The 22,084-nt window shown below is 52.5% G+C and carries 22 protein-coding genes and 1 pseudogene; 20 read left to right on the top strand and 3 right to left on the bottom strand.

Going from position 1 to position 22,084, the window contains the following annotated elements:
• Positions 1 to 85 precede the first annotated feature (85 nt).
• Positions 86 to 1,138, top strand: coding sequence for an alpha/beta hydrolase (locus ABKW30_RS04015; RefSeq protein ID WP_348596754.1), 1,053 nt, complete (start codon positions 86 to 88; stop codon positions 1,136 to 1,138).
• A 96-nt stretch (positions 1,139 to 1,234) separates the two neighbouring features.
• On the opposite strand, the gene ABKW30_RS04010 is transcribed toward ABKW30_RS04015, so the two are convergent.
• Positions 1,235 to 2,017, bottom strand: coding sequence for an SDR family oxidoreductase (locus ABKW30_RS04010; protein WP_348596753.1), 783 nt, complete (start codon positions 2,015 to 2,017; stop codon positions 1,235 to 1,237).
• A gap of 95 nt (positions 2,018 to 2,112) precedes the next feature.
• Between ABKW30_RS04010 and ABKW30_RS04005 the strand changes: the two genes are divergently transcribed.
• Together ABKW30_RS04005 and ABKW30_RS04000 are read left to right on the top strand one after the other, a co-directional pair.
• A complete protein-coding gene (locus tag ABKW30_RS04005; RefSeq protein WP_348596751.1) occupies positions 2,113 to 2,574 on the top strand; it encodes an OsmC family protein in 462 nt (153 codons plus the stop codon).
• A 24-nt stretch (positions 2,575 to 2,598) separates the two neighbouring features.
• Positions 2,599 to 2,793: a glutathione S-transferase gene (locus tag ABKW30_RS04000; protein WP_348596749.1), complete on the top strand. Its 195-nt coding sequence runs from the start codon at positions 2,599 to 2,601 to the stop codon at positions 2,791 to 2,793.
• A gap of 17 nt (positions 2,794 to 2,810) precedes the next feature.
• Here ABKW30_RS04000 and ABKW30_RS03995 read toward each other — a convergent pair whose 3' ends face one another.
• Positions 2,811 to 3,761, bottom strand: a complete 951-nt coding sequence (locus tag ABKW30_RS03995; RefSeq protein WP_348596747.1) for a DMT family transporter — start codon at positions 3,759 to 3,761, stop codon at positions 2,811 to 2,813.
• A gap of 188 nt (positions 3,762 to 3,949) precedes the next feature.
• Here ABKW30_RS03995 and ABKW30_RS03990 point away from each other — a divergent pair.
• A pseudogene (locus ABKW30_RS03990) lies at positions 3,950 to 4,320 on the top strand (hypothetical protein).
• Here ABKW30_RS03990 and ABKW30_RS03985 read toward each other — a convergent pair.
• A complete protein-coding gene (locus ABKW30_RS03985) occupies positions 4,306 to 4,908 on the bottom strand; it encodes a TetR/AcrR family transcriptional regulator (RefSeq protein ID WP_348596745.1) in 603 nt (200 codons plus the stop codon). The pseudogene ABKW30_RS03990 and the gene ABKW30_RS03985 sit on opposite strands and share 15 nt — an antisense overlap.
• A gap of 148 nt (positions 4,909 to 5,056) precedes the next feature.
• On the opposite strand from ABKW30_RS03985, the gene ABKW30_RS03980 reads away from it, so the two are divergent.
• The 16 genes from ABKW30_RS03980 (at position 5,057) to ABKW30_RS03905 (ending at position 22,061) form a co-directional block, all read left to right on the top strand.
• Positions 5,057 to 5,806 (top strand): NIPSNAP family protein, encoded by a 750-nt coding sequence (locus tag ABKW30_RS03980; RefSeq protein ID WP_348596743.1) that lies wholly within the window; start codon positions 5,057 to 5,059, stop codon positions 5,804 to 5,806.
• A gap of 250 nt (positions 5,807 to 6,056) precedes the next feature.
• Positions 6,057 to 7,370: a site-specific integrase gene (locus tag ABKW30_RS03975; protein WP_348596742.1), complete on the top strand. Its 1,314-nt coding sequence runs from the start codon at positions 6,057 to 6,059 to the stop codon at positions 7,368 to 7,370.
• A 214-nt stretch (positions 7,371 to 7,584) separates the two neighbouring features.
• Positions 7,585 to 9,072: a hypothetical protein gene (locus tag ABKW30_RS03970; protein WP_348596740.1), complete on the top strand. Its 1,488-nt coding sequence runs from the start codon at positions 7,585 to 7,587 to the stop codon at positions 9,070 to 9,072.
• Between the two features lie 140 nt (positions 9,073 to 9,212).
• On the top strand, positions 9,213 to 9,425 hold the full coding sequence (locus ABKW30_RS03965; RefSeq protein WP_348596739.1) for a helix-turn-helix domain-containing protein: 213 nt from the start codon (positions 9,213 to 9,215) through the stop codon (positions 9,423 to 9,425).
• Positions 9,426 to 9,650: 225 nt separating this feature from the next.
• On the top strand, positions 9,651 to 9,944 hold the full coding sequence (locus ABKW30_RS03960; RefSeq protein ID WP_348596737.1) for a hypothetical protein: 294 nt from the start codon (positions 9,651 to 9,653) through the stop codon (positions 9,942 to 9,944).
• Positions 9,938 to 10,120: a hypothetical protein gene (locus ABKW30_RS03955; RefSeq protein WP_348596736.1), complete on the top strand. Its 183-nt coding sequence runs from the start codon at positions 9,938 to 9,940 to the stop codon at positions 10,118 to 10,120. Before ABKW30_RS03960 ends, ABKW30_RS03955 begins: the two co-directional genes overlap by 7 nt.
• Positions 10,121 to 10,410: 290 nt before the next feature.
• Positions 10,411 to 10,989, top strand: a complete 579-nt coding sequence (locus tag ABKW30_RS03950) for a toprim domain-containing protein (RefSeq protein ID WP_348596735.1) — start codon at positions 10,411 to 10,413, stop codon at positions 10,987 to 10,989.
• On the top strand, positions 10,982 to 12,040 hold the full coding sequence (locus ABKW30_RS03945; protein WP_348596733.1) for an AAA family ATPase: 1,059 nt from the start codon (positions 10,982 to 10,984) through the stop codon (positions 12,038 to 12,040). Before ABKW30_RS03950 ends, ABKW30_RS03945 begins: the two co-directional genes overlap by 8 nt.
• Positions 12,030 to 12,302 (top strand): hypothetical protein, encoded by a 273-nt coding sequence (locus tag ABKW30_RS03940; RefSeq protein WP_348596732.1) that lies wholly within the window; start codon positions 12,030 to 12,032, stop codon positions 12,300 to 12,302. Before ABKW30_RS03945 ends, ABKW30_RS03940 begins: the two co-directional genes overlap by 11 nt.
• Positions 12,303 to 12,683: 381 nt before the next feature.
• Positions 12,684 to 13,193: a GNAT family protein gene (locus tag ABKW30_RS03935; protein WP_348596730.1), complete on the top strand. Its 510-nt coding sequence runs from the start codon at positions 12,684 to 12,686 to the stop codon at positions 13,191 to 13,193.
• A complete protein-coding gene (locus tag ABKW30_RS03930) occupies positions 13,117 to 14,589 on the top strand; it encodes a tail fiber domain-containing protein (RefSeq protein ID WP_348596728.1) in 1,473 nt (490 codons plus the stop codon). Before ABKW30_RS03935 ends, ABKW30_RS03930 begins: the two co-directional genes overlap by 77 nt.
• Complete coding sequence (locus ABKW30_RS03925) at positions 14,590 to 16,848, top strand: hypothetical protein (RefSeq protein ID WP_348596727.1); 2,259 nt, start codon at positions 14,590 to 14,592, stop codon at positions 16,846 to 16,848.
• Positions 16,848 to 18,893 carry a hypothetical protein gene (locus tag ABKW30_RS03920; RefSeq protein ID WP_348596725.1) on the top strand — a complete coding sequence of 682 codons (2,046 nt, stop codon included), beginning with the start codon at positions 16,848 to 16,850 and terminating at the stop codon, positions 18,891 to 18,893. Before ABKW30_RS03925 ends, ABKW30_RS03920 begins: the two co-directional genes overlap by 1 nt.
• 264 nt (positions 18,894 to 19,157) lie before the next feature.
• On the top strand, positions 19,158 to 19,508 hold the full coding sequence (locus ABKW30_RS03915; protein ID WP_348596723.1) for a hypothetical protein: 351 nt from the start codon (positions 19,158 to 19,160) through the stop codon (positions 19,506 to 19,508).
• 207 nt (positions 19,509 to 19,715) lie between these two features.
• A complete protein-coding gene (locus ABKW30_RS03910) occupies positions 19,716 to 19,871 on the top strand; it encodes a hypothetical protein (RefSeq protein ID WP_348596722.1) in 156 nt (51 codons plus the stop codon).
• Positions 19,872 to 21,572: 1,701 nt separating this feature from the next.
• Positions 21,573 to 22,061: a hypothetical protein gene (locus ABKW30_RS03905; RefSeq protein WP_348596720.1), complete on the top strand. Its 489-nt coding sequence runs from the start codon at positions 21,573 to 21,575 to the stop codon at positions 22,059 to 22,061.
• Positions 22,062 to 22,084: the final 23 nt, after the last annotated feature.

Below are 22,084 nucleotides of genomic sequence, written 5' to 3'. Positions count from 1 at the left end.
TGCTTTCAATTCAGGTTGATGAAGACACATCGCTGATACATGGAATTGGTCTCTTCAGCCTCAACATGATGACTGGAGAGAAGAAATGTCAGAAGAAATCAACCATCATCGCCGTGGCTTTCTAGGCATCGCAGCAACGGCGCTCGCCGCGGCACAGTTTGGAACATTGAGGCCCGCAATTGCCAAGTCAGGCACATCGAAGGCCAGCGAACTTCCAGAGATCAAGCCAGGCACCAACACTTCATTCGGCACGCTGAAGCAGATCAATGCAGGTGTCTTGAATGTTGGCTACGCCGATCTTGGCCCTGCCGATGGTCCCGCCGTTCTGCTCTTGCATGGCTGGCCCTACGACATACACAGCTTCGTCGACGTTGCGCCCTTGCTCGCATCTGCCGGTTATCGTGTTATCGTGCCGCATCTCCGAGGGCATGGCACGACCAGTTTCCTTTCCGCTAATACGTTTCGCAATGCCCAGCAATCCGTCGTCGCGCTGGACATCATTGCGCTTATGGATGCGCTTGGCATCAACAAAGCCATCCTAGCCGGGTATGACTGGGGTGCACGCACCGCCAATATCATTGCCACGCTTTGGCCCGAGCGCTGTAAAGCCATGGTTTCGGTCAATGGCTACCTGATCAATAATCTGGAACGGAACAAGATGCCCCTGCCGCCAAAGGTCGAGCATGGCTGGTGGTATCAATATTACTTCGCCACAGATCGCGGCAAAGCCGGCTACGATGCAAACAGGCGCGAATTCACAGACCTTATCTGGCGCGCGAATTCGCCGGAATGGCATTTCGATGCAGCGACATTCGACAGGACGGTCGCGTCATTCGACAATCCGGACTACGTTGCCATCGTCATTCATAATTACCGCTGGCGCCTGAGCCTTGTTCCGGGCGATCCACAATGTGACGATCTGGAAAAGAAGCTTGCGGAAGGCCCGGTCATTGCAGCACCGACAATCACTTTGGATGGAGATTCAGACGGCGTGGCGCCAGCGTCCGACGGTACATCCTATGCCAAAATGTTCACCGCGAAACGCACCCACAGGATCATCAAGGGCGCGGGCCACAACCTGCCGCAAGAAGATCCCCAAGCATTTGCCGAAGCGGTTGTCGAAGTCGACACCTATTGATACAGGAATCACCGACAACGAGTTGGACTGCCACAGGAAGCTTCCGAAGCTTTCACGGCCACTGCAGCAGACCTCGTCGGCCCTTAATTTGAGCAGTTAGCCCATTGTCGAATTAAATGCTCCACCATCAAGCAAAAGATTTTGACCAACAATGAAACCTGAAAATTGACTGCAAAGAAACGCCGCTGCCGCGCCGAATTCTTCAGCGGTTCCATACCGTCCCGTTGGATTTCCTGCATATGCCTCTGCACGGGCGGCTTCCAAAGAAATGTTCTTCGTCGCGGCCGTACGCTCGATGAAGCCCTTTGTCCGGTCCGTGTCGTGTGAGCCGGGCAACAGATTATTGATAATGACCCCATGACGGGCGACCTGTCTGGCAGTTCCCGCAACGAAGCCGGTAAGACCGCTGCGAGCTGCATTGGACAAGCCGAGCTGTGCAATCGGAGCCTTTACGGAACCGGACGTGATGTTGACGACGCGACCCCATTTGCGTTCGATCATTCCAGGCAAGATGGCGTTCATCAACAGGATGGGTGTCAGCATGTTGTTATTGACGGCCTTCAGCCATTCTTCTTCGCCCCAGTCCGACCAGACACCGGGAGGCGGGCCACCTGCATTGTTAATCAGGATATCGGCGTCAGGCTCTGCACGAAGCAAAGCCAGACGCCCAGCCTCTGTCGTAACATCTTCCGCAACGATCTGGACGTGAACCCCATACTTATCTGCGATCTCGTCTGCCGTAGTGCGCAATGTCGACTCAGTGCGTGCATTCAGTGTGAGATTAACTCCGGCTTCCGCCAGCTTCTCCGCAACGCCCCGGCCAAGCCCCTTCGAACTCGCGCAGACAATCGCGCGTTTTCCCTTGATACCCAGATCCATCGTGCTCTCATCCTTTGTTGTTGGTCATTCGCTTATCGACAATTCCAGCACACTTTGACAAGCTCCCGGCACACAAATCAGAATCGGAAACCATCATGACCACATTTGGAGCGACCATTCTCTGGAACAGAGATGTGGACGCAGTTTTCACCGACAATAAATATAGCCGGGCCCATATCTGGCAGTTCGACGGTGGCGCTGAAGTTCCTGCATCCTCGTCGCCGCATATCGTAAAGCTGCCCTATTCCGCAGCGGAAAATGTTGATCCGGAAGAAGCTTTTGTTGCCTCTCTTTCCAGCTGCCACATGTTGTTCTTCCTGGCCGGTGCAGCAAAGGCCGGTCTCGTGGTGGATGAATATCGCGACGAAGCCGAGGGAGAATTGGCGAAGAATGAAAAGGGTAAACTATTTATCAGCCGGGTAACATTAAGACCCCGTGTTACCTATGCAGGTAAATCGCCCGACAGTGCTTTAGAGGCAAGCCTGCATCACGAAGCACACGAGCAATGTTTCATTGCAAACTCCGTCATCACCCAGGTCGATGTCGAGCCATCCTGACCCTTACACCTTGGGAGCAACCGAATGCGCGAACTTAAAATCAGTGATGCCATCAATACAACCTGCCCTTGGTCAGGCGATCCGATCAAAGAAGACAGCCTGACGCTTTATAACGGAGCCGTTGTGGGGTTCTGCAATCCGGGCTGCCGTGACAAGTTTGAAAAAGCGATCAATCACTTCGAGGCCGAACTTGTCCATCGCAGGCACGAAGGTGTCTGAATTGACTTACTCGAAGCTCAGGCGCCGTCGCCTGAGCCAGCCACCACAGCCTCTGCCGGTTGCTTGATCCGGCCCTGCCGTTTCAATTGCTGTTCCCGGAAGAAAATGAACAGGCCCGAAGCGATGATAAAGCCTGAACCGATCAACATTGACATGCGTGGTACATCGCCAAATACCATCCAGCCGAACAGGATCGCCCAGAACAGCAATGTATATTGCAAGGGCGCTACGGTTGCCGCATCAGCAAGCTTCAATGCACGGTTGACCAGCACGTGCGCAAGCATTGCGACAATGCCAAGCAGCCCAAGCAATAACAGGTCACGCATCGTTACCGGTGTCCATTCGAAACCGATCCAAACAAGACCAGCAAGCCCTGCTCCGATAATCTGCCAGAAAACCAGCGTTGTATCCGGTGTGCCGCGCAAAGTGCGACCAAGCAAGAGCATGAAGGCAAAGGCTACGCTGCCGAATATCGAGATGACCGCTTGCGGCGTGAGCGCTTGGGACGACGGCTCAAGTGCGATTACCACACCGATGAAGCCGACAATGATTGCGCTCCAGCGCCGCCAGCCAACAGGCTCTTTCAAGATAAAGGGAGAGATGGCGGCCACATAGATTGGCGCAGCTAGCCAATAGGTCATCACATCTGCCAGCGGCAGATAGATCACTGCGAAGTAAAAGGCGAAAACTTCAGCTGTTGAGAGAATGACCCGCGCGGTCTGCACCCACGGGCGATCAACCTGAACGATCTTCTTTGGTCCCGTGAACCAGATGAATGGCGCCAGAACGACCAAGGCGGCAATGCTGCGGATAAATACAACCTGCCCGACGGAATAGGTTGAAACCAGCCATTTTCCCATCACGTCATTGAGCGAGAACATCAGCATACCGAGCAGCATGAGCAACACGCCAGTGCGTGCTGCTGACGATTCCGGGATGCTCGTTGAAGGTGCCTGGCTGGAGGACATGGGCCGTTTCCTGATAGAAGTCTTTTGCCCATGCTTTGAGCCATTTTCTGCTTTCAATCCAGCAGAAAAGTCTTTGATGACAAATAGTCCCTGCCCAAATTGCTTACTGCTTTGCGCATTTCCTAGTCTGGAATGATTCTTGATTTGCCGGTACTATCCGCCTCGGCCTGGCTCGGGGGAGACTAACCATGCCAAAGGTTTCAGAACTATTCTTCAAATCCGCCACGATTTTTTCATAATCGGGATCGTGATGGGACTTCATATGGGGATTTCGGGTGATCATAGTCCCTTTCCCGCACATGCCCACCTCAATCTGCTGGGCTGGGTTAGCAGTGCCATTTTTGCAATCTACTATGCGCTTAATCCCGCGAAGGCCGAGGGAAAACTGGCGATGTGGCAGTTCACTGTCTACACACTGGGGATCATCGTGATGATTCCGGCGCTTTACTTCATGGCACTCGGAAACACAGCCTTGGAGCCAATTGTCGGTATTGGTTCGTTCATTATCTTTGCCGGAGTGCTGCTTTTCGCAGCCGTTGTGTTTTCAAGCAAGTACTAAAGCCAGTTGCCGTGCGCTCGCGCGTAATGGCTCCGCGCTCTGGCTTGCCTTGGCCATTGCCATCGCGCCGGAATAGCTGGCGACAACAAGCGTCGCCAAATCATTCGCATCCGATGTATTCAGCGTCTGCCTGTCAGCCTTGAGCCGCAGAACCAATGCCTCTCGCCATCGGTCGAAGACAGTATTCACAGCTTCACGAAAATCCGAATCCGCAAGGGATAGTTCCAGCGCCAAATTGTTGAGCGGACAGCCCGAAACTGCCTGATTATGCTCCAATGTACCGGCGACATTGTCGAGAAAAGTCGCTACGCCCTGGGCTATTGATGCGGCCGTTGCCACAGGCCTGATTGCAGTTTTCTCCACTTCGACCGCAACCCGCTCAGCTATGACAGCCAGGCCAAGTGCTTTCTTGGTCGCAAAATGGTGGTGCAGTGCGCCGCCGGTAGTTGCGGCTGCCTTTACAACATCATGGATACTCGTCGCATTATATCCCCGTTGCTGAAAAAGAATGGCAGCAACATCAAGAAGCCGCGCCCGCATCGCTTGCGGATTATTGGTCCGTTTCGGTTTTTCCAGATCTTTCGTCATCAGCTATTTTCCGTATCCACCAGCGAACTCTTTTGCAGGAAGATCGTCTCCGCTTGAGAGTTTCACTCTTGTGATAATAGCCAATTGACAAAACAGGACAACCGGTTTTATTAAAAACAGGACAATCATCCTGTTTATGGAGTCTAAAATGACGGACGCTTCTGCACACCCCCAAATATCCCGTTACAGCCCGATCATTGAACTGCGGCGCTATCGCCTGCATCCGAACAAGCGCGATGAGTTGATAGATATTTTCGACACGCATTTTCTTGAAGGCCAGGAACGATGCGGGATGAAAATCATCGGCCAGTTTCGCGACATGGACGACCCTGACGCGTTTGTGTGGTTCCGCGGCTTCGATAATATGCAAGCGCGAGATCAGGCACTGACAGGATTTTACGATGGACCAGTCTGGTGTGAAAATCGACAGGCAGCCAACGCCACCATGATCGATTCAGATGATGTTTTGCTGCTGCACCCTGCCAGCCGCAACCTTGATTTTGTATTGCCGGTAATCCGCCATGCTAAACAGAAGATCAGTGCTGATACTATATTTCAGATTAACACTTACAACCTGAAGGCGCCTGCTGAGGATGGCTTTCTCGATTTCTACGAAGGCGTGATCGCGCCTATTCTTGATAGCGCTGGTGATAACCGTATCGCGCTTCTCGCCTCTGACCACAGTGAAAACAGTTTTACCCGCTTGCCGGTGCGATTGGGAGAGAATGTTTTGATAAGCGTTTCACGCTTTAAATCTGCTGCCGCGCAAACAGATTTCGTCCGTGGGCTTGCGAGCAGTGAAGCTTTTGCCAGCATACAGGATAAGCTCTCCACCTGGCTTGTCGCACCAACAGTCATTGCACGACTGGAGCCAACCAGCAGGTCATTGTTGAGATAAATTGGAAAAGTTTTGGTGGAGCCAAGCGGGATCGAACCGCTGACCTCTTGCATGCCATGCAAGGTGTCTTACTTTCGTTCTCTTTCCGTTTCATTCCTGCTGTTTCCATTAAAGCTTTATTTTCAATGATTCTCATGTATGGTCATTCCGAGAGATTTCAGTTGTTTCCTTTTTAGGGGTGCCCTCGGGGTGCCCAGTATGCGAAAGTACCCTTATGTCGGATGACAAGCGTTCGAAATCCGTGCGGATAATGAAACGCACTGTTGATGCCATCAAACCGGATGGCACTGACTTCTATGTATTCGATAGTGAGTTGATCGGGTTTGGTGTCCGCGTTCGCAAGACAGGGGGCATGTCGTACATTGCCCGGTATCGCGCTGGCTCGGGACGTTCAGCGCCAGTGCGCCGGGTTACTATTGCCCCGATAGGGAAAATTACTCCTGATCAGGCTCGCGAGATGGCGAAGGACATTTTGGCATCGGTGGTTAAGGGTGAAGATCCTGCCAAGAAGAAATCCGACCAGAAGAACGCAATTACATTTGAGGAGTTGGTGAAGCATTTTCTTGCCAACGTGGAAGCAAAGAAGAAGCCAAACACTCATTACCTGTATAGCCACCTCCTGAACACATATGCCGTGCCCGAGTGGGGTAAGCGCAAAGCGGAGGCTGTGTCTCCTCAAGACGTAGCTGTACTGCACTTGGGATTGAAGGCAAAACCAACGACGGCCAATCGCGTGCGAAACGTCCTTGCCACTATGTATACGTGGGCGATGAAGGGCAATGTGATTGGCAAGATGGAGAACCCTGCGGCAGGCATAGAGAAATACCGGGAGACAAGCCGGGAACGTTATCTAAGTGGTGACGAGATGCTCCGACTAGGAGATGCCATTGAGGAGGCGGAGACTGTGGGCGTTCCATGGGATCCAGACCCGGCAAAGAAAGTAAAGCATGCGCCAAAACCGGAGAACAGGCGAACGATAATTGAACCTGCTGCTGCGGCAGCAATTCGACTCTTCATTTTGACTGGAGCGCGTCTTCGCGAAATCCTGCACCTTACATGGGACATGGTTGATATAGAGCGCAGCTTGCTGTTGCTCCCAGACAGTAAGACCGGGAAAAAATCTATCGTCCTGAATGCACCTGCCAAGATTGTGTTGGCAAATTTACCGCGTGTTGATCGTTATGTCATTCCGGGCAAGCCGCGTCGTTCAAAAGATGGAAAAGAGATGGAGAGCCGTCCCCGTTCGGATCTGAACCGTCCGTGGCGTTTGGTACGCAAGCGCGCTGGTCTCGCTGCAGACGTGGACAACCCTCATTTCCGCGTCCGTATCCATGATCTGCGCCACACACATGCCTCAGTGGGCGTAGGTGCCAGCTATGGCTTACCCATAGTTGGAAAGCTACTTGGGCATACCCAAGCCAGGACAACCGAGCGGTATGCACACCTTGAGACCGATCCTTTGATAGCTGCGTCCGAAGTCATTGGTGGACGTATCGCCGATGCAATGGGCTTACGGAAAGATTTGAAAGACAACGTGGTCCCCATCAAAAAGGGAAAAGGTTAGTTTCTTATCTTCTTATCGCTATGCCGATTAGGATAAGGACAGAATAAGATCAGAGTAAGAAGTCCATGAAGCTAACTACATGAATTGTTTAGTTTTATAGGATTTTCTTATCTTCTTACCGCAATTTGACTAGCTGGGATAGGACGGCCATCCGACAAGCCGAGGTAGCACCATCGGTTTCCCAGCGCCCTCGGTGCTTTTCGCAGGTGCGCGAATGAATCTTGAATTCGATGAAAGCATGAAGTTCTGGGTGACCACTGAACGTTGGCCGCAAGACAGCAGCGAGTACGTTTTCTTGGCACGCGCAGTTCATCAGATTGGCCGGCATCGGTTTCCGGGGGAATGGTTGGGGAGCGAAGTCACTGCGAGCAATCTACTTGGCAATCCTCAATCACAGAAGCCCCTTCCACCTTCCCCCGGCGCTGCAACAGATGGTCAAAAAATACGAGCGTATCTCATCTTGAATCGGAACAATCCAGACCGAGGACCGCTGCCACTAACATCCAAACTTTCATTCAGCGATGCGGAATGGGAACTCGCGTTGAAGACTGCTGCTGAAATCGACCGGAAGCAAAAGACAGCGATCAGCCGCTTCTCTCAGACGGTTGATATCGTGATCAAAGCTTTAGTCGATGGCCAACTGATATCTGTCCTGCGGCCTGGGGGCGGTGGGGCGTTTAGCTCACCTTTAGACAAGAGCTTCTGGAACTCTGAGAATCTTCGCCAACGTTTCCAGGCATGTATGATGAACCGATCAGATCCGTTTGGACACGGATTCGCAGGCAAGGGATACGAATACATCTTTATAGAGAAGGAGAGCCTTGATTCGTTTGCACGCACACCACCCCCTGTTTCCCGTCGTTTTGATCACCTGCGTAAAACGGAGGAACCAAAGGATCTCATTCGAAAAGACATCCTGAAGCAATTGGAGAGGGGCGACATAACGGTGCAGGTCGCTAAACAGCAGGCTGAGTATCGCGAAGCGGTTCTGGAAATAATTCCCGATAAATCAGATTTCGATCCGATGAAAAAACGTGTCTGGTCACTTCCCATGGTTGTCGCGTGGATTATCTGGCGGGACGTAGAGAAGGTTCGGGAGCACTTTGACGATTATAGACTTCAACGTCACGATAATTGGACATTTAAAAGCACCGTGCTCTCGGGAGCGGTTTTGCAATCACAAGGAAAATCCTCCCTTCCATTGATTGAAAAATCCTACAAGAACAGGCCGGGATCTGACAATTTATTTGAGCGGGCGGTGGACGAACTGCTAACGAAGCTAATCCAAGGCGAGCTTGTCGCCATGGCATTGGAGAACGGAGAACCGGCTCAGATCACCTCGGCTCAATGGTCTCACCTTCATCTGGCCGGCAGCAGCGCTGGCGGTGACATCCTCCATAGCCCCGGAAAGTCTGCAAAATTTACAGACATGACAATTCTCCGAACAACCGTGCTGGATCAATGGCCCCTCAACAAAACCGCCGCTGAAAAACCATGCTGGAAAGACCAACTGTCTCCAGCGCAAAAATCTATTAGCGATGCTGTAGATCAGCTTTGGGGAAATGATAAGCCTTTCCCACCAAGCGTGGGAGAAAGAAATGTCGCAATTGTTAAATGGCTGCGCGACAATAACCGCACCCTTCGGAGCGACAAGACAATAACCCGATACTTCGATGAGCGTAAGAGACATTCTTCTGACTAAGCCAATGATATTATTACTTCTTCATCGGACAAATTAGACAAATTTTCTTGTCCACGCTTGTCGCTACAAAAGCATCTCGTCGTTCGTCATCCTTCCTCTATGCCCACTGATTTTCAGGGGCATTCATTGAGGAGTACCAGATGTCAACGACAGAAACGCACCCACGACAGATGCTGCGCACGGACGCTGCGGCACGTCATACAGGGCTTTCATCTTCCACGCTTACAAAGCTCCGTTTGACCGGCAACGGCCCCAGGTTCATCAAGCTTGGCCGCTCCGTCGTCTATGATCCTGCCGATATTGAAGCATGGATCGCCCAAAACCGCCGTTCTTCCACTTCGGTAAATCAGTGAGGATGTGGTTATGACGACACAAAGCAAAACCGCCGCTCCGATGGGCTCAATCATCGGAAACGGCGGAGAAGGTAGTTTCAAAAGTATTGCGCCTCGAAATTATCTCATCCACTCCGAATCCGCAACCGACTTTGCTGTCAAAGTTATCACCCGACGCTTTCGGCTGTCATCTGTTCACGCTCGCGTTGTGTGTGAGCTTGCTTGTATCGGCGGGAGGGCAGAATAATGGAAAAGCACCGTATGCTTGTCCGGGTTTTGCCCGATGGCGCTATCCTGCCCCTGGTTGGTCGTGAGTGCTGGTGTCTTGGCCAACTGCTTGAGGCAGGATCACGTGGCTGCACGCCGATCGAGCGTCCAGCGCCCCGGTGGTCAGATTACGTTTTCAAACTTCGTCGCCATGGTCTCGTCATTGAAACCATTCACGAGCTACATGAGGGCCCCTATTCCGGAACGCATGGCCGTTACGTTCTGCACTCGCAGATTGAAATCGTCAAAGAAACGGGGAAATCATCATGGTGACCCCCTTCGAAAAAAGAGCGGCGCGTGTGGAACGCGCTGCAATCTGGCTTGCCACTACGCCGCGCGATTTCACAACGCCAGCCGTGGTGCTGCTGCGAGACCGCTTTGACTTAACAGCGCTTGAAGCTTGCGAGGCCATCGCTGAAGCTCGTTTGATCAGTGCGAGGTCCTTATGAGTGTTCACCATTTCGCAAAGCAGTTAGGTGGCCAGATTTCTGGCCCTAACAGCGTCCTTTGCCCAGGCCCCGGCCATTCTCCCCATGATCGTTCATTAGCGGTGACGTTCTCAGAGAGTGACTTTTCCGTACATTCATTCGCAGGCGACGACTGGAGGGCCTGCAAGGATCACGTTCGACTATTACTTGGCGGGTCTATTTCAACCGTTGCCGCGCACCCTCGTTCAGGAAGAACCGACAAGGACGAAGATCTACGGACAAAAGGAGCTCTCGAAATCTGGAACCGCTCGATGTCCGCGAAAGGCTCACCCGTCACACTCTATCTTCAACGTCGGGGTATTTCGTACTCCGGGCCCGATATCCGTTGGCTTGAAAGCTGTCCGTTCGGTCGCGAGAGGGTTGGCTGCATGGTTGCCTTGGTAAGAGATATTATGACCAACGAGCCCAAGGCGATCCATCGCACTGCCATCGATCGGGAAGGGAACAAGCGGTCTAATCTCGGGGCTAACGGGCGTTTGACCCTCGGGCCCATCAGTGGAGGAGCCATAAAGCTGAGCGACAACAGCGAAGTAGGCGTTGCACTGGGCGTCGGTGAAGGCATCGAAACAACATTGTCGATCCGCAACTTGCCAAGTCTTAAATCCCTGCCCGTTTGGTCCCTTTTATCGGCGAGCCAAGTTGCCAATTTTCCCGTGTTACCCGGATTGGAAACGGTCTGGTTTGCGATGGATAACGACCTGGCAGGCTGTAGCAGTGTTGAGCGAGCCGCGTCACGTCTGACCGAAGCAAATGTCGAGGCGCTCATTATTCGACCGATTGCTGCGGGGGCTGATCTCAACGACATCTGGAAAGGGGCTCATAATGCTTAATACAGAGCTGGGGCCCACAGGACTTCCTGTTGTGAAGGGCGTTCATATTGAACCGTTCAATGCAGCCAATCAGCAGCGGCAGAAAAAGCCGAGTGCTTCTTTCAACCTCACAAACACGAGCACAATCATGGAAACCAAATTCAGACCCATTCAGTGGGTGGTATCTGATTATCTGACAGAAGGCTTCTCGGTCCTCGCAGGCCGCCAAAAGCTTGGGAAGACATGGCTGGCTATCGACTGGGCGATTGCCGTCGCTACCGGAGGATACGCAATGGGTTCGGTTCGGTGCGAACAGGGCGATGTTCTTTACATCGATCTGGAAAACGGGCAGCGCCGTATTCAAAGGCGTATAGACGCTCTTTTCCCAGACCCCCGCTCCAGACCAGACCTATCCCAACTCAATTGGGTAACGGAAGCACCCATGCTGGATGCTGGTTTCATCGATGCTTTGGAAAATTGGAGGTCGTCGGTCACTGCACCACGGTTCGTGATCATTGATGTTCTCCAGCGCATCAAACCAGCGGGGAATCCCGGACGGAACAGCTATGAGAACGATTACTCCATTTTCGCAGGCTTACAAAAATGGGCCACACAAAAAGGCATCTGCGTCTTGGCTTTGCACCACACCCGCAAAGGCGGCGCTGATGATCCTCTGGAAGCCCTGAGCGGATCGAATGGGTTGTCAGCGTGCGCAGATGCAACCCTTGTACTCGATCGTGACGAGAACGGCATTACGCTTTATGTGCGAGGCCGCGATATTGAGGAGAAAGAAAGTGCCTTGAAGTTTAATTCTGGCATCTGGAATCTTGTGGGAGATGCTTCAGCTTTCAAACGTACAAATGAGAGAGAAAGCATTTTGGCAGCCCTGCTTGACGCCGATGAGCCAATGTCTCCGAAGGACATTTCCATCGCGACAGCCATGTCACGAAACAATATTGATCAACTTCTTCATAAGATGTCCAAGGCTGGAGAATTACAGAAGCACGGACGTGGCCGTTACGTTCATCCTGGAAGGGCGGATCTGATTAAGGGAGGTTCAGATGCACGGTAAACCAATCAATCTCTCGATCGGAGAGGAGATGATCAGTGTTACTCAGGCTGCGGTGGCACTTGGCAAAAGTCCCGACACCATCCGACGTTATGCAATAAAATATGGCATAGGGCGGCAGTTGGACAAAAACGGAGCATGGAGCGTGTCTCTTGCTGCATTGAAGATGGTTTATGCAAAAGACCCGGAAGCATTAACGCTTTACCGAAATGGCGATAGAGACGCTCCGCGGGTGCGAATGTACTTCCAAACAGACGGTTCATAACTGAATTTGCAGAGCTTTGCGGCATTTGCGTTAAGTTACTGTTTTCGCATTTATTTACAGCGTGTTTCCTATGGCGATTTGGTGTCTCATCCAACCGGAGAAGAGACCGAGGGCTATCTTTTGCGATCCAATGTTGCCATGCCAATGAACATAAACTTCGCCGTCTTAAATGACGAAAAGCGAAGAATCCGGGAGGCCGCGTCACGGACGGGTATACCGATGGCAGAATTTGTTCGAAACGCTGCCCTCAATCAAGCGTCAAAGGCCAGCAAAATACCAGATCCAATTGGGGTTATCGCTGGATTAGGCCGAAGTTCCTTGCCATGGCGCATTCCCACCGTTGCCGCACAACCATGCAGGTCTACCAAAGAAATCAGGTCGATGGTGTTCCGCCAAGGGCGCAGTCTGAAAATAGCGTTTGGGAGCCTTGATTGCCCGGAAATCAATCAAGGGATCGCCTATTTCGTGGCATCCCATATTCCAGGCTGTACGCGAGGATTTGAGAGCTACACAACAATGGGCGTCATTAAGGACGACCAGTTGATTGCAGGCGTTGTCTATAGCAATTTCTTTCCGGAAACTGGTGTCATTGAACTCTCGGCAGCATCTACCAGCCGTCTTTGGCTGACCCGCCCGGTCCTCAATGCAATGTTCGGATATCCTTTCGATCAGCTTGGCTGCCAGATTTGCGTTCTTCGCGTCTCCGAACGCAACGAGCGGATGATCCGGATACTGCACAGATTTGGATTCGGTTCTGTGCGCATCCCACGCCTGAGGGGCAGCGATGAAGCAGAAATCATATTCACTCTGACAGATGACGCTTGGCGATCCAGCAGATTCAATCCCGCTAACAGAAAAGTGCAAGCGGCTCGTACCGCTTCACGAAGGTAGGTGTATTATCGGAAAATCAGCGCCCAAGGCTCCGGATCCAGCAAAAACAGCGGCAGCCCAAACAGGTACCAACGTAGCTACTGCCGTTGCCAATGCCGCGCTCGGTAATGTAAATCAAATCACCCCAGACGGTACGCTGACCTACAATCAGTCGGGAACGAAGTCGATCTATGATCCGACCTCGAAAGTAAATTACGATGTACCGATTTACACCGCCACACAAACGCTTTCGCCCGCTCAACAGGCAATCAAGGCGCAGGAAGATGCAGCGCAGCTCAACCTCGGAAAGCTTGCAAACAACCAATCAGCCCGGTTGGATGGGCTGCTCGGCACACCGTTCAGCCTGAATGGTCTGCCCGCAGGCGGCAATGCGGCGAATATCAAGGCTCCTCAGTATCAGCAGTTCGCCAATGGACCACAACTTCAGACCTCGCTCGGCAATGCTGGCGATATCACCAAGTCATATGGGACTGATTACGCGGCCAACGGCCAGCAGATTCAGGATACCCTGATGCAGCGGCTTCAGCCGATGATTTCGCAAGATGATGCGGCTATGGAGCAAAAGCTTGCCAACCAAGGCATATTGCGCGGTTCGGCAGCATTCGATGCAGCAATGGATGAACGTGCAAGGGCAACCAATGACGCCCGGATGACAACTGTCCTGGCTGGCGGACAGGAGCAGTCACGCCTTGCAAACCTCGCCCGCGATCAGGCCTTGTTTCAGAATACGGCTCAGCAGCAGGGCTTTGATCAGAACCTGTCCAGTGCGACGTTCGGCAATACCGGCAAGCAGCAGATGTTCACCAACCAGAACACTGTCACCGGCCAGAACAACCAGCTTCAGGACCAGAAAACCAATGCGCAGCTTGCACAGTTCAATGCAGCCAATCAGCAGCGCCAGCAGGCTTTGAGCGAGAAGTTTGCAGAACGTAACCAGCCGATAAACGAGGTCTCAAGTCTTTTGTCCGGATCTCAGGTGACAAATCCCCAGTGGGCAAGTTCCAATATGCCTACGCTGCCCACCGTCGATTACGCTGGCCTCGTTCAGCAAAAATATCAGAACGACATGGGTGCATATCAGCAAAGCAACGGGCTTTTGAACAATATAGGCTCGGGTATTGGCAGTATTCTAGGCCTCGGTAGCGGGTCGATAGGTGGGAAGCTGTTCGGGCTCTCTGATGAACGGGCTAAGAAGGATGTCAAAAAAGTAGGGAAAACAGCCGGAAAGAACGGCCATGACCTTTACGCTTACAGATACATCGATGAGCCCCAGGACGCGCCGATACGAATAGGTTTGCTTGCCCAAAAAGTGGAAAAGAAACAGCCCGGCGCTGTGAAGAAAACCCGCTCCGGGCTTCTCGCAGTCGACTACGGCAAAGCACTGGGGGGCAAATAAATGGTTGCGGCTCCATCTTTCATTTTTGGCGAAGGTCAAAAATACAAAACACCTGAAGAGCTAGAGCGTGCTCGTCAGACTGTGATGCAGATATACAATGGGATCGGGAAGGCTCAGGGACCGGGAGGGTGGTTTGATTCTCTTGCAAAGGGCATAGCTGCCCGTTCCATGAACAACAAAATCGACCGCGACCAAAACGAATTCAATGCGAACCGGGCAACAGCCGATAGCAATTTTTTCACTGGAGCACCTGCATTCCCTGCCAGTGTTGCTGCTGGCGGGTCGTCAACGGCTCCGGCTGCGACCGGCGTTTCCAGTGGTGCACAAGTCGCGCCCGAAATAAAGGATGGCATCGTTCAAACAGCAGCCTCCCTTGGTATCGATCCGGTTGATCTGGGAACTGCTATCTCATACGAAACTGCTGGAACATTTGACCCAACCAAAGCAGGCCCACGCACTCAGTGGGGGCAGCACAAAGGGTTAATTCAATTCGGGGAACCGCAGGCCAAGAAATTCGGTGTTGACTGGAACAACCCTGTTGGTTCTCAGCTCGGTGAAAACGGTGCCGTTGCAAACTATCTCCGGAATGCTGGCGTGAAGCCGGGCATGAAGATGTTGGATATTTATTCAGCAATTAATGCCGGTGGTGTCGGCAAGTACAATGCATCCGATGCGAATAATGGCGGCGCGCCCGGAACCGTCCGCGACAAGGTTGAAAAGCAGATGGCCGGGCATCGTGCCAAAGCTATGGCGCTGCTTGGTTTCGACGGTCCCAAGCCCGTACAGGTTGCTTCGCTTGATCCTTCTGCCGGAATGGCCGAGGCGATGCAGCCGACACGTGAACAGGTCGTTCAGCAGCAGAGACAACTGGCTGCCCGAAACGGCTTTGTAGACGGACAGCCTGTAGCGCAGCCTCAACAGCAGCCTATGGGATTGGCGGCAGCAAATCCGAACAACTATCCGGAAGCCGGAAATATCGCTCCGGTTGACTGGACCGATCAGCCCAATCTGTCTGCCGGTGCAGGAATGAGTTTTCAGGGCGGTCAGCAGCCGCAAGGCCAAGAAACCGCAGCGCTACAGCCTCAACAGCCCCAGATGGCTCCACAGCAAGCACCAGCCTTACGTCCGCAAGCTGATCCGAATGATACGCTCGTTGCCGGTGCAGATCAGACCATGCAGCCTTCAGCACAGGAATTGGGCGGCAACGGTGGCTTCCCGCCCGCTCCATCCATGGGGCAGCAGCAGTCACCGCAAGCGCAGCTTGAATATTATGCTCGCGCTATGAGTAATCCGTTCATATCGCCGGAAATAAAGAGGGTCGCTGCCACACAGTATCAGCAAATCATGCAGCAACAGCAACAAGCCAGCGATCCTGCAGTGCAGTTGGATATGCAGTACAAGCAGGCGCAGATTGATGCGCTTTCAAACAAGCAGAATGGGGCCGGTGACTTCAAGGTTGTTGGCGATCAACTGGTCCGGATCAGCCCCAAGGGTGAAATCAGCGATGTTACTCCGCAGCAGACAGGCGCTGCGACGACAGGAGAGTTCCGGTTCGGTGGCAAGTCTGTCGAGGCTCAAGCACTTAATGGCCTTATGGATGCCGGGACATTGACACCTGCACAGGCACAGCAGCTCGGGGCGGGCAAGACAATCACTGATCCTTCGACTGGCGCTATAATGTTTATGACACCTCAAGGCATATTCAGCCAGCCAGCAACGGGAGGCGCACCAACTGCATTGTCTTCAGGCAGCAATGCGGCCCCTCAGGGCGCTGTTACCCCTGCTGGTGGTCAACCGGGAATGATCCCGCTGACAGCAGGCAAAGAAAAGCCATTAACCGAAGGGGAACGCAAGAACCGCTCTCTTTATTCAGTGATTAAGCCGGAATTGGTAACCGTCGAGACCAACTTCGATGCCTTGGCAGATCCAAAAAACCAAGTTCTCTCTAGGCTGCCGTTCAGCGAGTACGCCACTACGCCCGAGTATCAGAAGGCTGCAAACTCTCTCCAGACCATCATTTCGTCGTACCTCTATAGTGTATCGGGTGCGACGGCCACGCCAGATGAGGTTCGCAAGCAAACCGATATCCTTCTCCCGCGCCCCGGTGAGGCAGCCGAGTCCATCGCTAATAAAAAGCTGCGCATTCGGAACATGGTTGAAGCTGTTGCCAAGACGGGTGGCATGGAGCCGGAAATTCAACAGGATACGGGCGGCGGCTGGCAAGATCTAGGCGGCGGTGTCCGGGTAAGGGTCAAATAATGGCAATATTCGAGTTCCAAGGGCCAGATGGTCGCACATTTGAAATCGATGCTCCGGATCAGTCCACCGCGTTGAGCGCTTATCAGCGGGTTTCCGGCGGGCAGCCTCAACCTGAGCGGAAAGCATCAGGACAGGCGGAATACAATGATGGGACAGTAGGGCCGACTCTTGCACGTGGTGGAGCAGCCTTGCCCCCTGAAACCAGTGGGATGCGTAGTTTTGCGCAAGGATTGGCTGACACAGCCTCGTTTGGCTTCTCAGACGAGATAGCAGCGGGGCTGGGTAGTATCGGCGGCATGCTTCCCGGAGGACATGGCAAATCATATAGCGAACTTCTGCCGGAAATAAGAGGACAGCAGGACGCTGATGCCGAAGAGCATCCTTATGCGCATGTCGCAGGACAATTGACTGGTGGCGTAGGCAGTGGCGTTGCCTTGGCCAGAGGCGGACTGTCTCTCGCTGCCAACGCCGCAAACGCTGGACATGGCCTCGCTCGAGTTGCCGGTATGTCCGCCCTTGATGGTGGAATGCTCGGGTTTGGCCAAGGTTTCGGTAGTGGCAGAGAGGGATTTCAGAACAGATTTGAGAACGGCTTACTCTCTGGCGGAATAGGCGTTGGCTTGGGTGGTACTCTTCCATTCGCGTTGGCCGGTGGGGGAGTGGCGGCCCGTAAAGCTTTTGCCCCTCTTACTGCAAGAACCAATCCTGAAAAATATACTGATCTCGCTTTGAATACGGCAGTACGCCGCGCCGGAACAACTCCGCAAGAATTATCAAACTCTCTTCGGGCCGCTCAGGATGACGGACAGAACATGTTCAACTTGGCGGATGCGTTAGGGCAGCCTGGTCAACGTTTTATGTCCACAGTCGCCAGAACACCAAATGATGCCCGGCATGAGGTGGTTCGGGATCTTCTTCTCCGGCAGACAGGGCAAGGCCCACGACTTTCCAATGCTTTATCTGAAGGTTTCGGCGCGCCCGATACAGCGGCTCAGCGAGCAGCAAGCCTTACCGGGGCGAGGGATGCGGCCGGCAACATAAACTATAACGCTGCGCGACAAGGAGCTGGCGCGGTAAACCTGACGCCAGCCATAAGCTCTATCGATGAAACTATTCGACCAGGCGTGCAGCAGTTTGTAAATCCAGCGGACGATATTGCGGGAGATAGCATAGAGCGGTCCTTGAATAGCTTCCGCTCAAGGATGACTGATGGGAATTCCACTCTCACTGATTTCAGTCGGACGCTGTCCATAAAGAGGGACCTTACGGACGCTATTGAAAGTGCGAGAAGGTCAGGACAGGGAAATAGAGCTCGTGTCCTTGGCATGTTGAACCGGGAAATTGATCAGGCGCTTGAAGAGGCATCCCCGGCTTATCGGACGGCCAATGACACGTTCAGGGACCAGAGCCGCGCCATAGGTGCCATAGATACGGGGACGAATGCTGCTTCAGGCCGGATGCGCGCCACTGATAATATCCAAGGCTTCAATCGTATGTCTCCGGATCAGCAATCAGCCTTCCGCGCCGGTTATGCCGATCCATGGATTTCAAAAGTAGAAGCAGCATCTCAATCGCCCACTACCAACAAGGCCAGGATGCTTGGATCTGAAAAAACCAATCAGGAATTTCCCGCCTTCGCTGCTCCCGGGCAAGCTGATCAGCTCTCTCGTCGCATTGGCAGGGAGGATACCATGTTTCAAACGCTGACGGCCGCAACTGGCGGATCAAAGACAGCCGACAACCTCGCTGATATGGCTGACATGTCTCAGTTTGATCCATCAGTTATGCAGGGTCTATTGACGGGTGGATGGAAACAGGGGCTCACAACCGCTGTCATGAGGGGACTGAATGAGGTCAGGGGCCTGCCGCCTGGCGTCGTAGAGCGTGTTGGCCGGTCGCTCATGACAACCAGTCCGGAAGAAGCTTTGACGGTTCTTAACAGGGCTGCGCAGCGCGGTCAGATAACAGCCCGCCAACAGGCGAGGGTGACCACCATAATCAACAACGCGAGTGCTGGTTTAACGGGGAGGCTTGGTTCGCCATGAATCGGGAACCTTGTTTCCTGTTACCTCAATTGCCCATGCGGCAAGTACACATCCGGTTCCAAGAGCTAGAGCGATCTGCCCCCAATTGAACCAAGCGAGGCCGTGAATGTATAAGTTACCAAGCCAGAAGAATGCCAACATCGGCCATACAAATTTCCATGGTGCGGGAAATTTCCGGTTGATCTTTGGTTCGTCGTCTTGGTGCTCAATCTCATTCATGCAGAAACCATACCGTGTTTTCAACTCCAGTAGAAGGGGCCAGATATGACCGACCGACCTGAGGATTATCCGCCGCTCCTCGCTTGCCAGGAGGCGCTTGAACTCGCAAACATGCGTCGTCAGTCCTTGCTGGGGCAGACTGTAACGAATGACGAATTTTATTCGCATCTCATCAAGATTTTGGGAGCTCCGGCCTTAGGCGGATTGGATGCCATGGCCCTGATCGTGGTGGCCAAGCACCTCGTTACTACGATGCATACGCTTCCCGACGAGGAAGCGAAAACATCCGCTTTGAATTTGGTAGCGGCCTATCTTGCCAATGCTGTCACTGCCCTCGAGTATACGACTGGGTATTGCGGAGAATCCTTTACCGGGGATCTGCAACTGTTTCATTGAGGCGAGTAAACGCATGACTGGAAAACCAAAAGGGGTGTTTGTTAAGGGGCAGTCCGGAAATCCGGCCGGCCAAAAGGTGCTCGCAGCAAACTAGGTGAACAGTTTATCGAGGATTTTCTTGCCTCATGGGAGGAACATAGCGCTGATGTTATCAATCGCGTTATCGAGGAGAAACCGGAACAATATCTGAAAGTAGTCGCCAGCATTATGCCGAAGGACCTGAATGTTAATGTGAACGGCATGGAGGGGCTTACGGATGTTCAGCTACTCAACCGGATCAGAAACCTTGATGCGCAGATCCAGCCACTGTTGAAGGCTGCCGAGGAGGCAGATAACGAACCCGAAGGCAACAAGCTTCATTGAGCGCTTATGATCTGGATAAACACCCCTGTTTTTGAAAGTGCTGACCAGCTGCGACAGATCAGGCATCGAGCAGGATGGTCACAAAAGCTATTGGCTGAAAAAGCCGGGGTTCACGTGCAAACCGTAAAATACCATGAGGCACGAAGCGGTCAGATCAATGGCTCTGCGCCTATACAGTTCCGGGAAGCTTTTGCCAGAGATGGGGTACCGCTACCGGATTTGCCGCGTAAGTCTGTCTCACGGACCATCCTGCGGCCCTTAATTGTGCCTGTCAGGCACATTAAAGAGATCACTATCGGAAAATCTGACACTGAACTAATTCACGAAATTGGGAAAAAGTCCGGAGCAAAGGCAAAAGCCCCGCTTCTGCGCTGTGAGGCTATAACCCGTCAGGGCAATCCCTGTAAGGCTAAGGCTATCCAAGGGCGTAATAGATGCAAGAACCACGGAGGGCTGTCTACAGGCCCCAAGACGCCCGAGGGAAGGGATAGGATACGCAACGCCCAGATCAAACGCTGGGAGCGCTGGAGAGGCCAGAAAAACGCAGGTGTGTCGCCTTGGTGAAGATATGAGCAGTTTTGCTCACATCTACTCCGACAGCATGAACCGCGACCAGACGGGTATCTGTTGAATGAGCGGTATAGATTGTGGATCAATACGCGTGGGCGTGCGCGTGCATCATGGGGTCTTAGTGGGCCTATCGGTTTAACCTGTGTTTTACTCAGGTTATGAGTGCAGCCTGACTTGCAACCAAGTGCGCGCATATGTGCGTCATGGGGTATTACAAGGGTATCAATAGAGCTGACACCCCTATTCGGAAATCAGAATCCGATACGGTGAGGCTTTTCTTCGACGTTAGGCGTTGCACCAAGCCCCGACATCACGGTGGATCACGGCTTTTTTCAGCTTTGTCTAGTCGGTTTAGAATATCTCGGAAGGGTGCATCGTTGGCGGGCGTTTTGTATGCACTGGCCATCGCCGTGCGAAAGTCCCGCTGACGTAGCTGACGTCTAAAGTTTTCGTCTTTGCCCATTTTCATTTCGTCGTCATCCGCCAAAACACAAAACTCCGCTTTGGCGTACAAGCAAGTAATCTTGCATTGGTTCCAACTTGATTTTTCATCTCGAAATGAACGCTTCAATTTTCTGCGCTGTTGACTATAGAAGAGGTGAGCAGATCAGGCGCTTTTCGTGGAGTTTAGGTGAAATGCCCTTTAGCAGGCGGGACGAACAATACACGTCAGAAGAATGGAATTGTATGCAGCAAGCGCATATGATCGCATCAACAATGCTTGGGCGTGATATTAAAACACACGAGCATTCGGATAGAGCGGCTCGCATGGTGATACTATTGTTTGGTCAAGGCCTCCGTGACCCTCAAGAAATAGCGTTACAGGTAGTTAATCGTGAATTGGAATTAGCTTCCGAGTAAGGACGGAATTTAACACAGGATTTCGTTGGCGGACTTCCTGTCATCCTTCTGAAAGTTATAGTTGCTTGATAGAAGCTTGATGAAATGTTCGGTGCGCTTTCTCACTGATCACGATCAAGAGGCCCACGTGATAAAGATTTTGAAAGTCACTCGCCGCGCAGCACGGCAAGTCTCATCAAGATAAACATCTAACGCCGTCTCTCCCCATTACTTCCTGTTTTTGAATCATCCGTCTTAAATTAAGAATCGAGAATATGGATTATAGAATCGTTGGTGCAAACACCCACGGCAGGCTATGGATATGGCCAGGTTAAAGGTTTGCAGGGAAAGGAACCTGATTTGGATCTGGAAAACTGTAGGTTCTGTTCTCGACCGGCCAAACTGTCCAAGTCACATTGCATTCCTGATTATTATTTCCGGAAAACCAAATCCAAAGGTCACTCCATGTTCGTCACAGCTACGGACAAGGCGCGGGTAATTAAAACCGTCGATAGTGGAGCTAGCCCCCTGCTCTGCTCTCAATGTGAAAGCGATTTCAACAGGCTTTACGACAAGCCTTTGCGGAAACTTACCGGAACAATCTATCGCTCTGGCGGTATGTTAATTCTGGTTGATGCTTCACGGTTAACTGCTGCGATTGTATCTGTCTTGTGGCGAGCCAGTGTATCAACATCGAACCTCTATAAACCGTATGCGGTTTCAGGAACGGTAGTGGTGCGTTCTAACCGTTGTCATACCTGTGCGATTGTGCCAATTTGAGACTTTCCCGGGAAGCAAAAAGG

This window comes from Phyllobacterium sp. SB3, from assembly GCF_040009165.1.
GTDB lineage: Bacteria > Pseudomonadota > Alphaproteobacteria > Rhizobiales > Rhizobiaceae > Phyllobacterium.
This window is presented reverse-complemented; position numbering and strand designations above follow the sequence as displayed.

What these genes read in the sequence shown, in the direction of transcription:
- ABKW30_RS04015 (WP_348596754.1), top strand. Translation starts at nt 86, where the DNA reads ATGTCAGAAGAAATCAACCATCATCGCCGTGGCTTTCTAGGCATCGCA.
- ABKW30_RS04010 (WP_348596753.1), bottom strand. Translation starts at nt 2,017, where the DNA reads ATGGATCTGGGTATCAAGGGAAAACGCGCGATTGTCTGCGCGAGTTCG.
- ABKW30_RS04005 (WP_348596751.1), top strand. Translation starts at nt 2,113, where the DNA reads ATGACCACATTTGGAGCGACCATTCTCTGGAACAGAGATGTGGACGCA.
- ABKW30_RS04000 (WP_348596749.1), top strand. Translation starts at nt 2,599, where the DNA reads ATGCGCGAACTTAAAATCAGTGATGCCATCAATACAACCTGCCCTTGG.
- ABKW30_RS03995 (WP_348596747.1), bottom strand. Translation starts at nt 3,761, where the DNA reads ATGTCCTCCAGCCAGGCACCTTCAACGAGCATCCCGGAATCGTCAGCA.
- ABKW30_RS03985 (WP_348596745.1), bottom strand. Translation starts at nt 4,908, where the DNA reads ATGACGAAAGATCTGGAAAAACCGAAACGGACCAATAATCCGCAAGCG.
- ABKW30_RS03980 (WP_348596743.1), top strand. Translation starts at nt 5,057, where the DNA reads ATGACGGACGCTTCTGCACACCCCCAAATATCCCGTTACAGCCCGATC.
- ABKW30_RS03975 (WP_348596742.1), top strand. Translation starts at nt 6,057, where the DNA reads ATGAAACGCACTGTTGATGCCATCAAACCGGATGGCACTGACTTCTAT.
- ABKW30_RS03970 (WP_348596740.1), top strand. Translation starts at nt 7,585, where the DNA reads ATGAATCTTGAATTCGATGAAAGCATGAAGTTCTGGGTGACCACTGAA.
- ABKW30_RS03965 (WP_348596739.1), top strand. Translation starts at nt 9,213, where the DNA reads ATGTCAACGACAGAAACGCACCCACGACAGATGCTGCGCACGGACGCT.
- ABKW30_RS03960 (WP_348596737.1), top strand. Translation starts at nt 9,651, where the DNA reads ATGGAAAAGCACCGTATGCTTGTCCGGGTTTTGCCCGATGGCGCTATC.
- ABKW30_RS03955 (WP_348596736.1), top strand. Translation starts at nt 9,938, where the DNA reads ATGGTGACCCCCTTCGAAAAAAGAGCGGCGCGTGTGGAACGCGCTGCA.
- ABKW30_RS03950 (WP_348596735.1), top strand. Translation starts at nt 10,411, where the DNA reads ATGTCCGCGAAAGGCTCACCCGTCACACTCTATCTTCAACGTCGGGGT.
- ABKW30_RS03945 (WP_348596733.1), top strand. Translation starts at nt 10,982, where the DNA reads ATGCTTAATACAGAGCTGGGGCCCACAGGACTTCCTGTTGTGAAGGGC.
- ABKW30_RS03940 (WP_348596732.1), top strand. Translation starts at nt 12,030, where the DNA reads ATGCACGGTAAACCAATCAATCTCTCGATCGGAGAGGAGATGATCAGT.
- ABKW30_RS03935 (WP_348596730.1), top strand. Translation starts at nt 12,684, where the DNA reads ATGGTGTTCCGCCAAGGGCGCAGTCTGAAAATAGCGTTTGGGAGCCTT.
- ABKW30_RS03930 (WP_348596728.1), top strand. Translation starts at nt 13,117, where the DNA reads ATGACGCTTGGCGATCCAGCAGATTCAATCCCGCTAACAGAAAAGTGC.
- ABKW30_RS03925 (WP_348596727.1), top strand. Translation starts at nt 14,590, where the DNA reads ATGGTTGCGGCTCCATCTTTCATTTTTGGCGAAGGTCAAAAATACAAA.
- ABKW30_RS03920 (WP_348596725.1), top strand. Translation starts at nt 16,848, where the DNA reads ATGGCAATATTCGAGTTCCAAGGGCCAGATGGTCGCACATTTGAAATC.
- ABKW30_RS03915 (WP_348596723.1), top strand. Translation starts at nt 19,158, where the DNA reads ATGACCGACCGACCTGAGGATTATCCGCCGCTCCTCGCTTGCCAGGAG.
- ABKW30_RS03910 (WP_348596722.1), top strand. Translation starts at nt 19,716, where the DNA reads ATGCCGAAGGACCTGAATGTTAATGTGAACGGCATGGAGGGGCTTACG.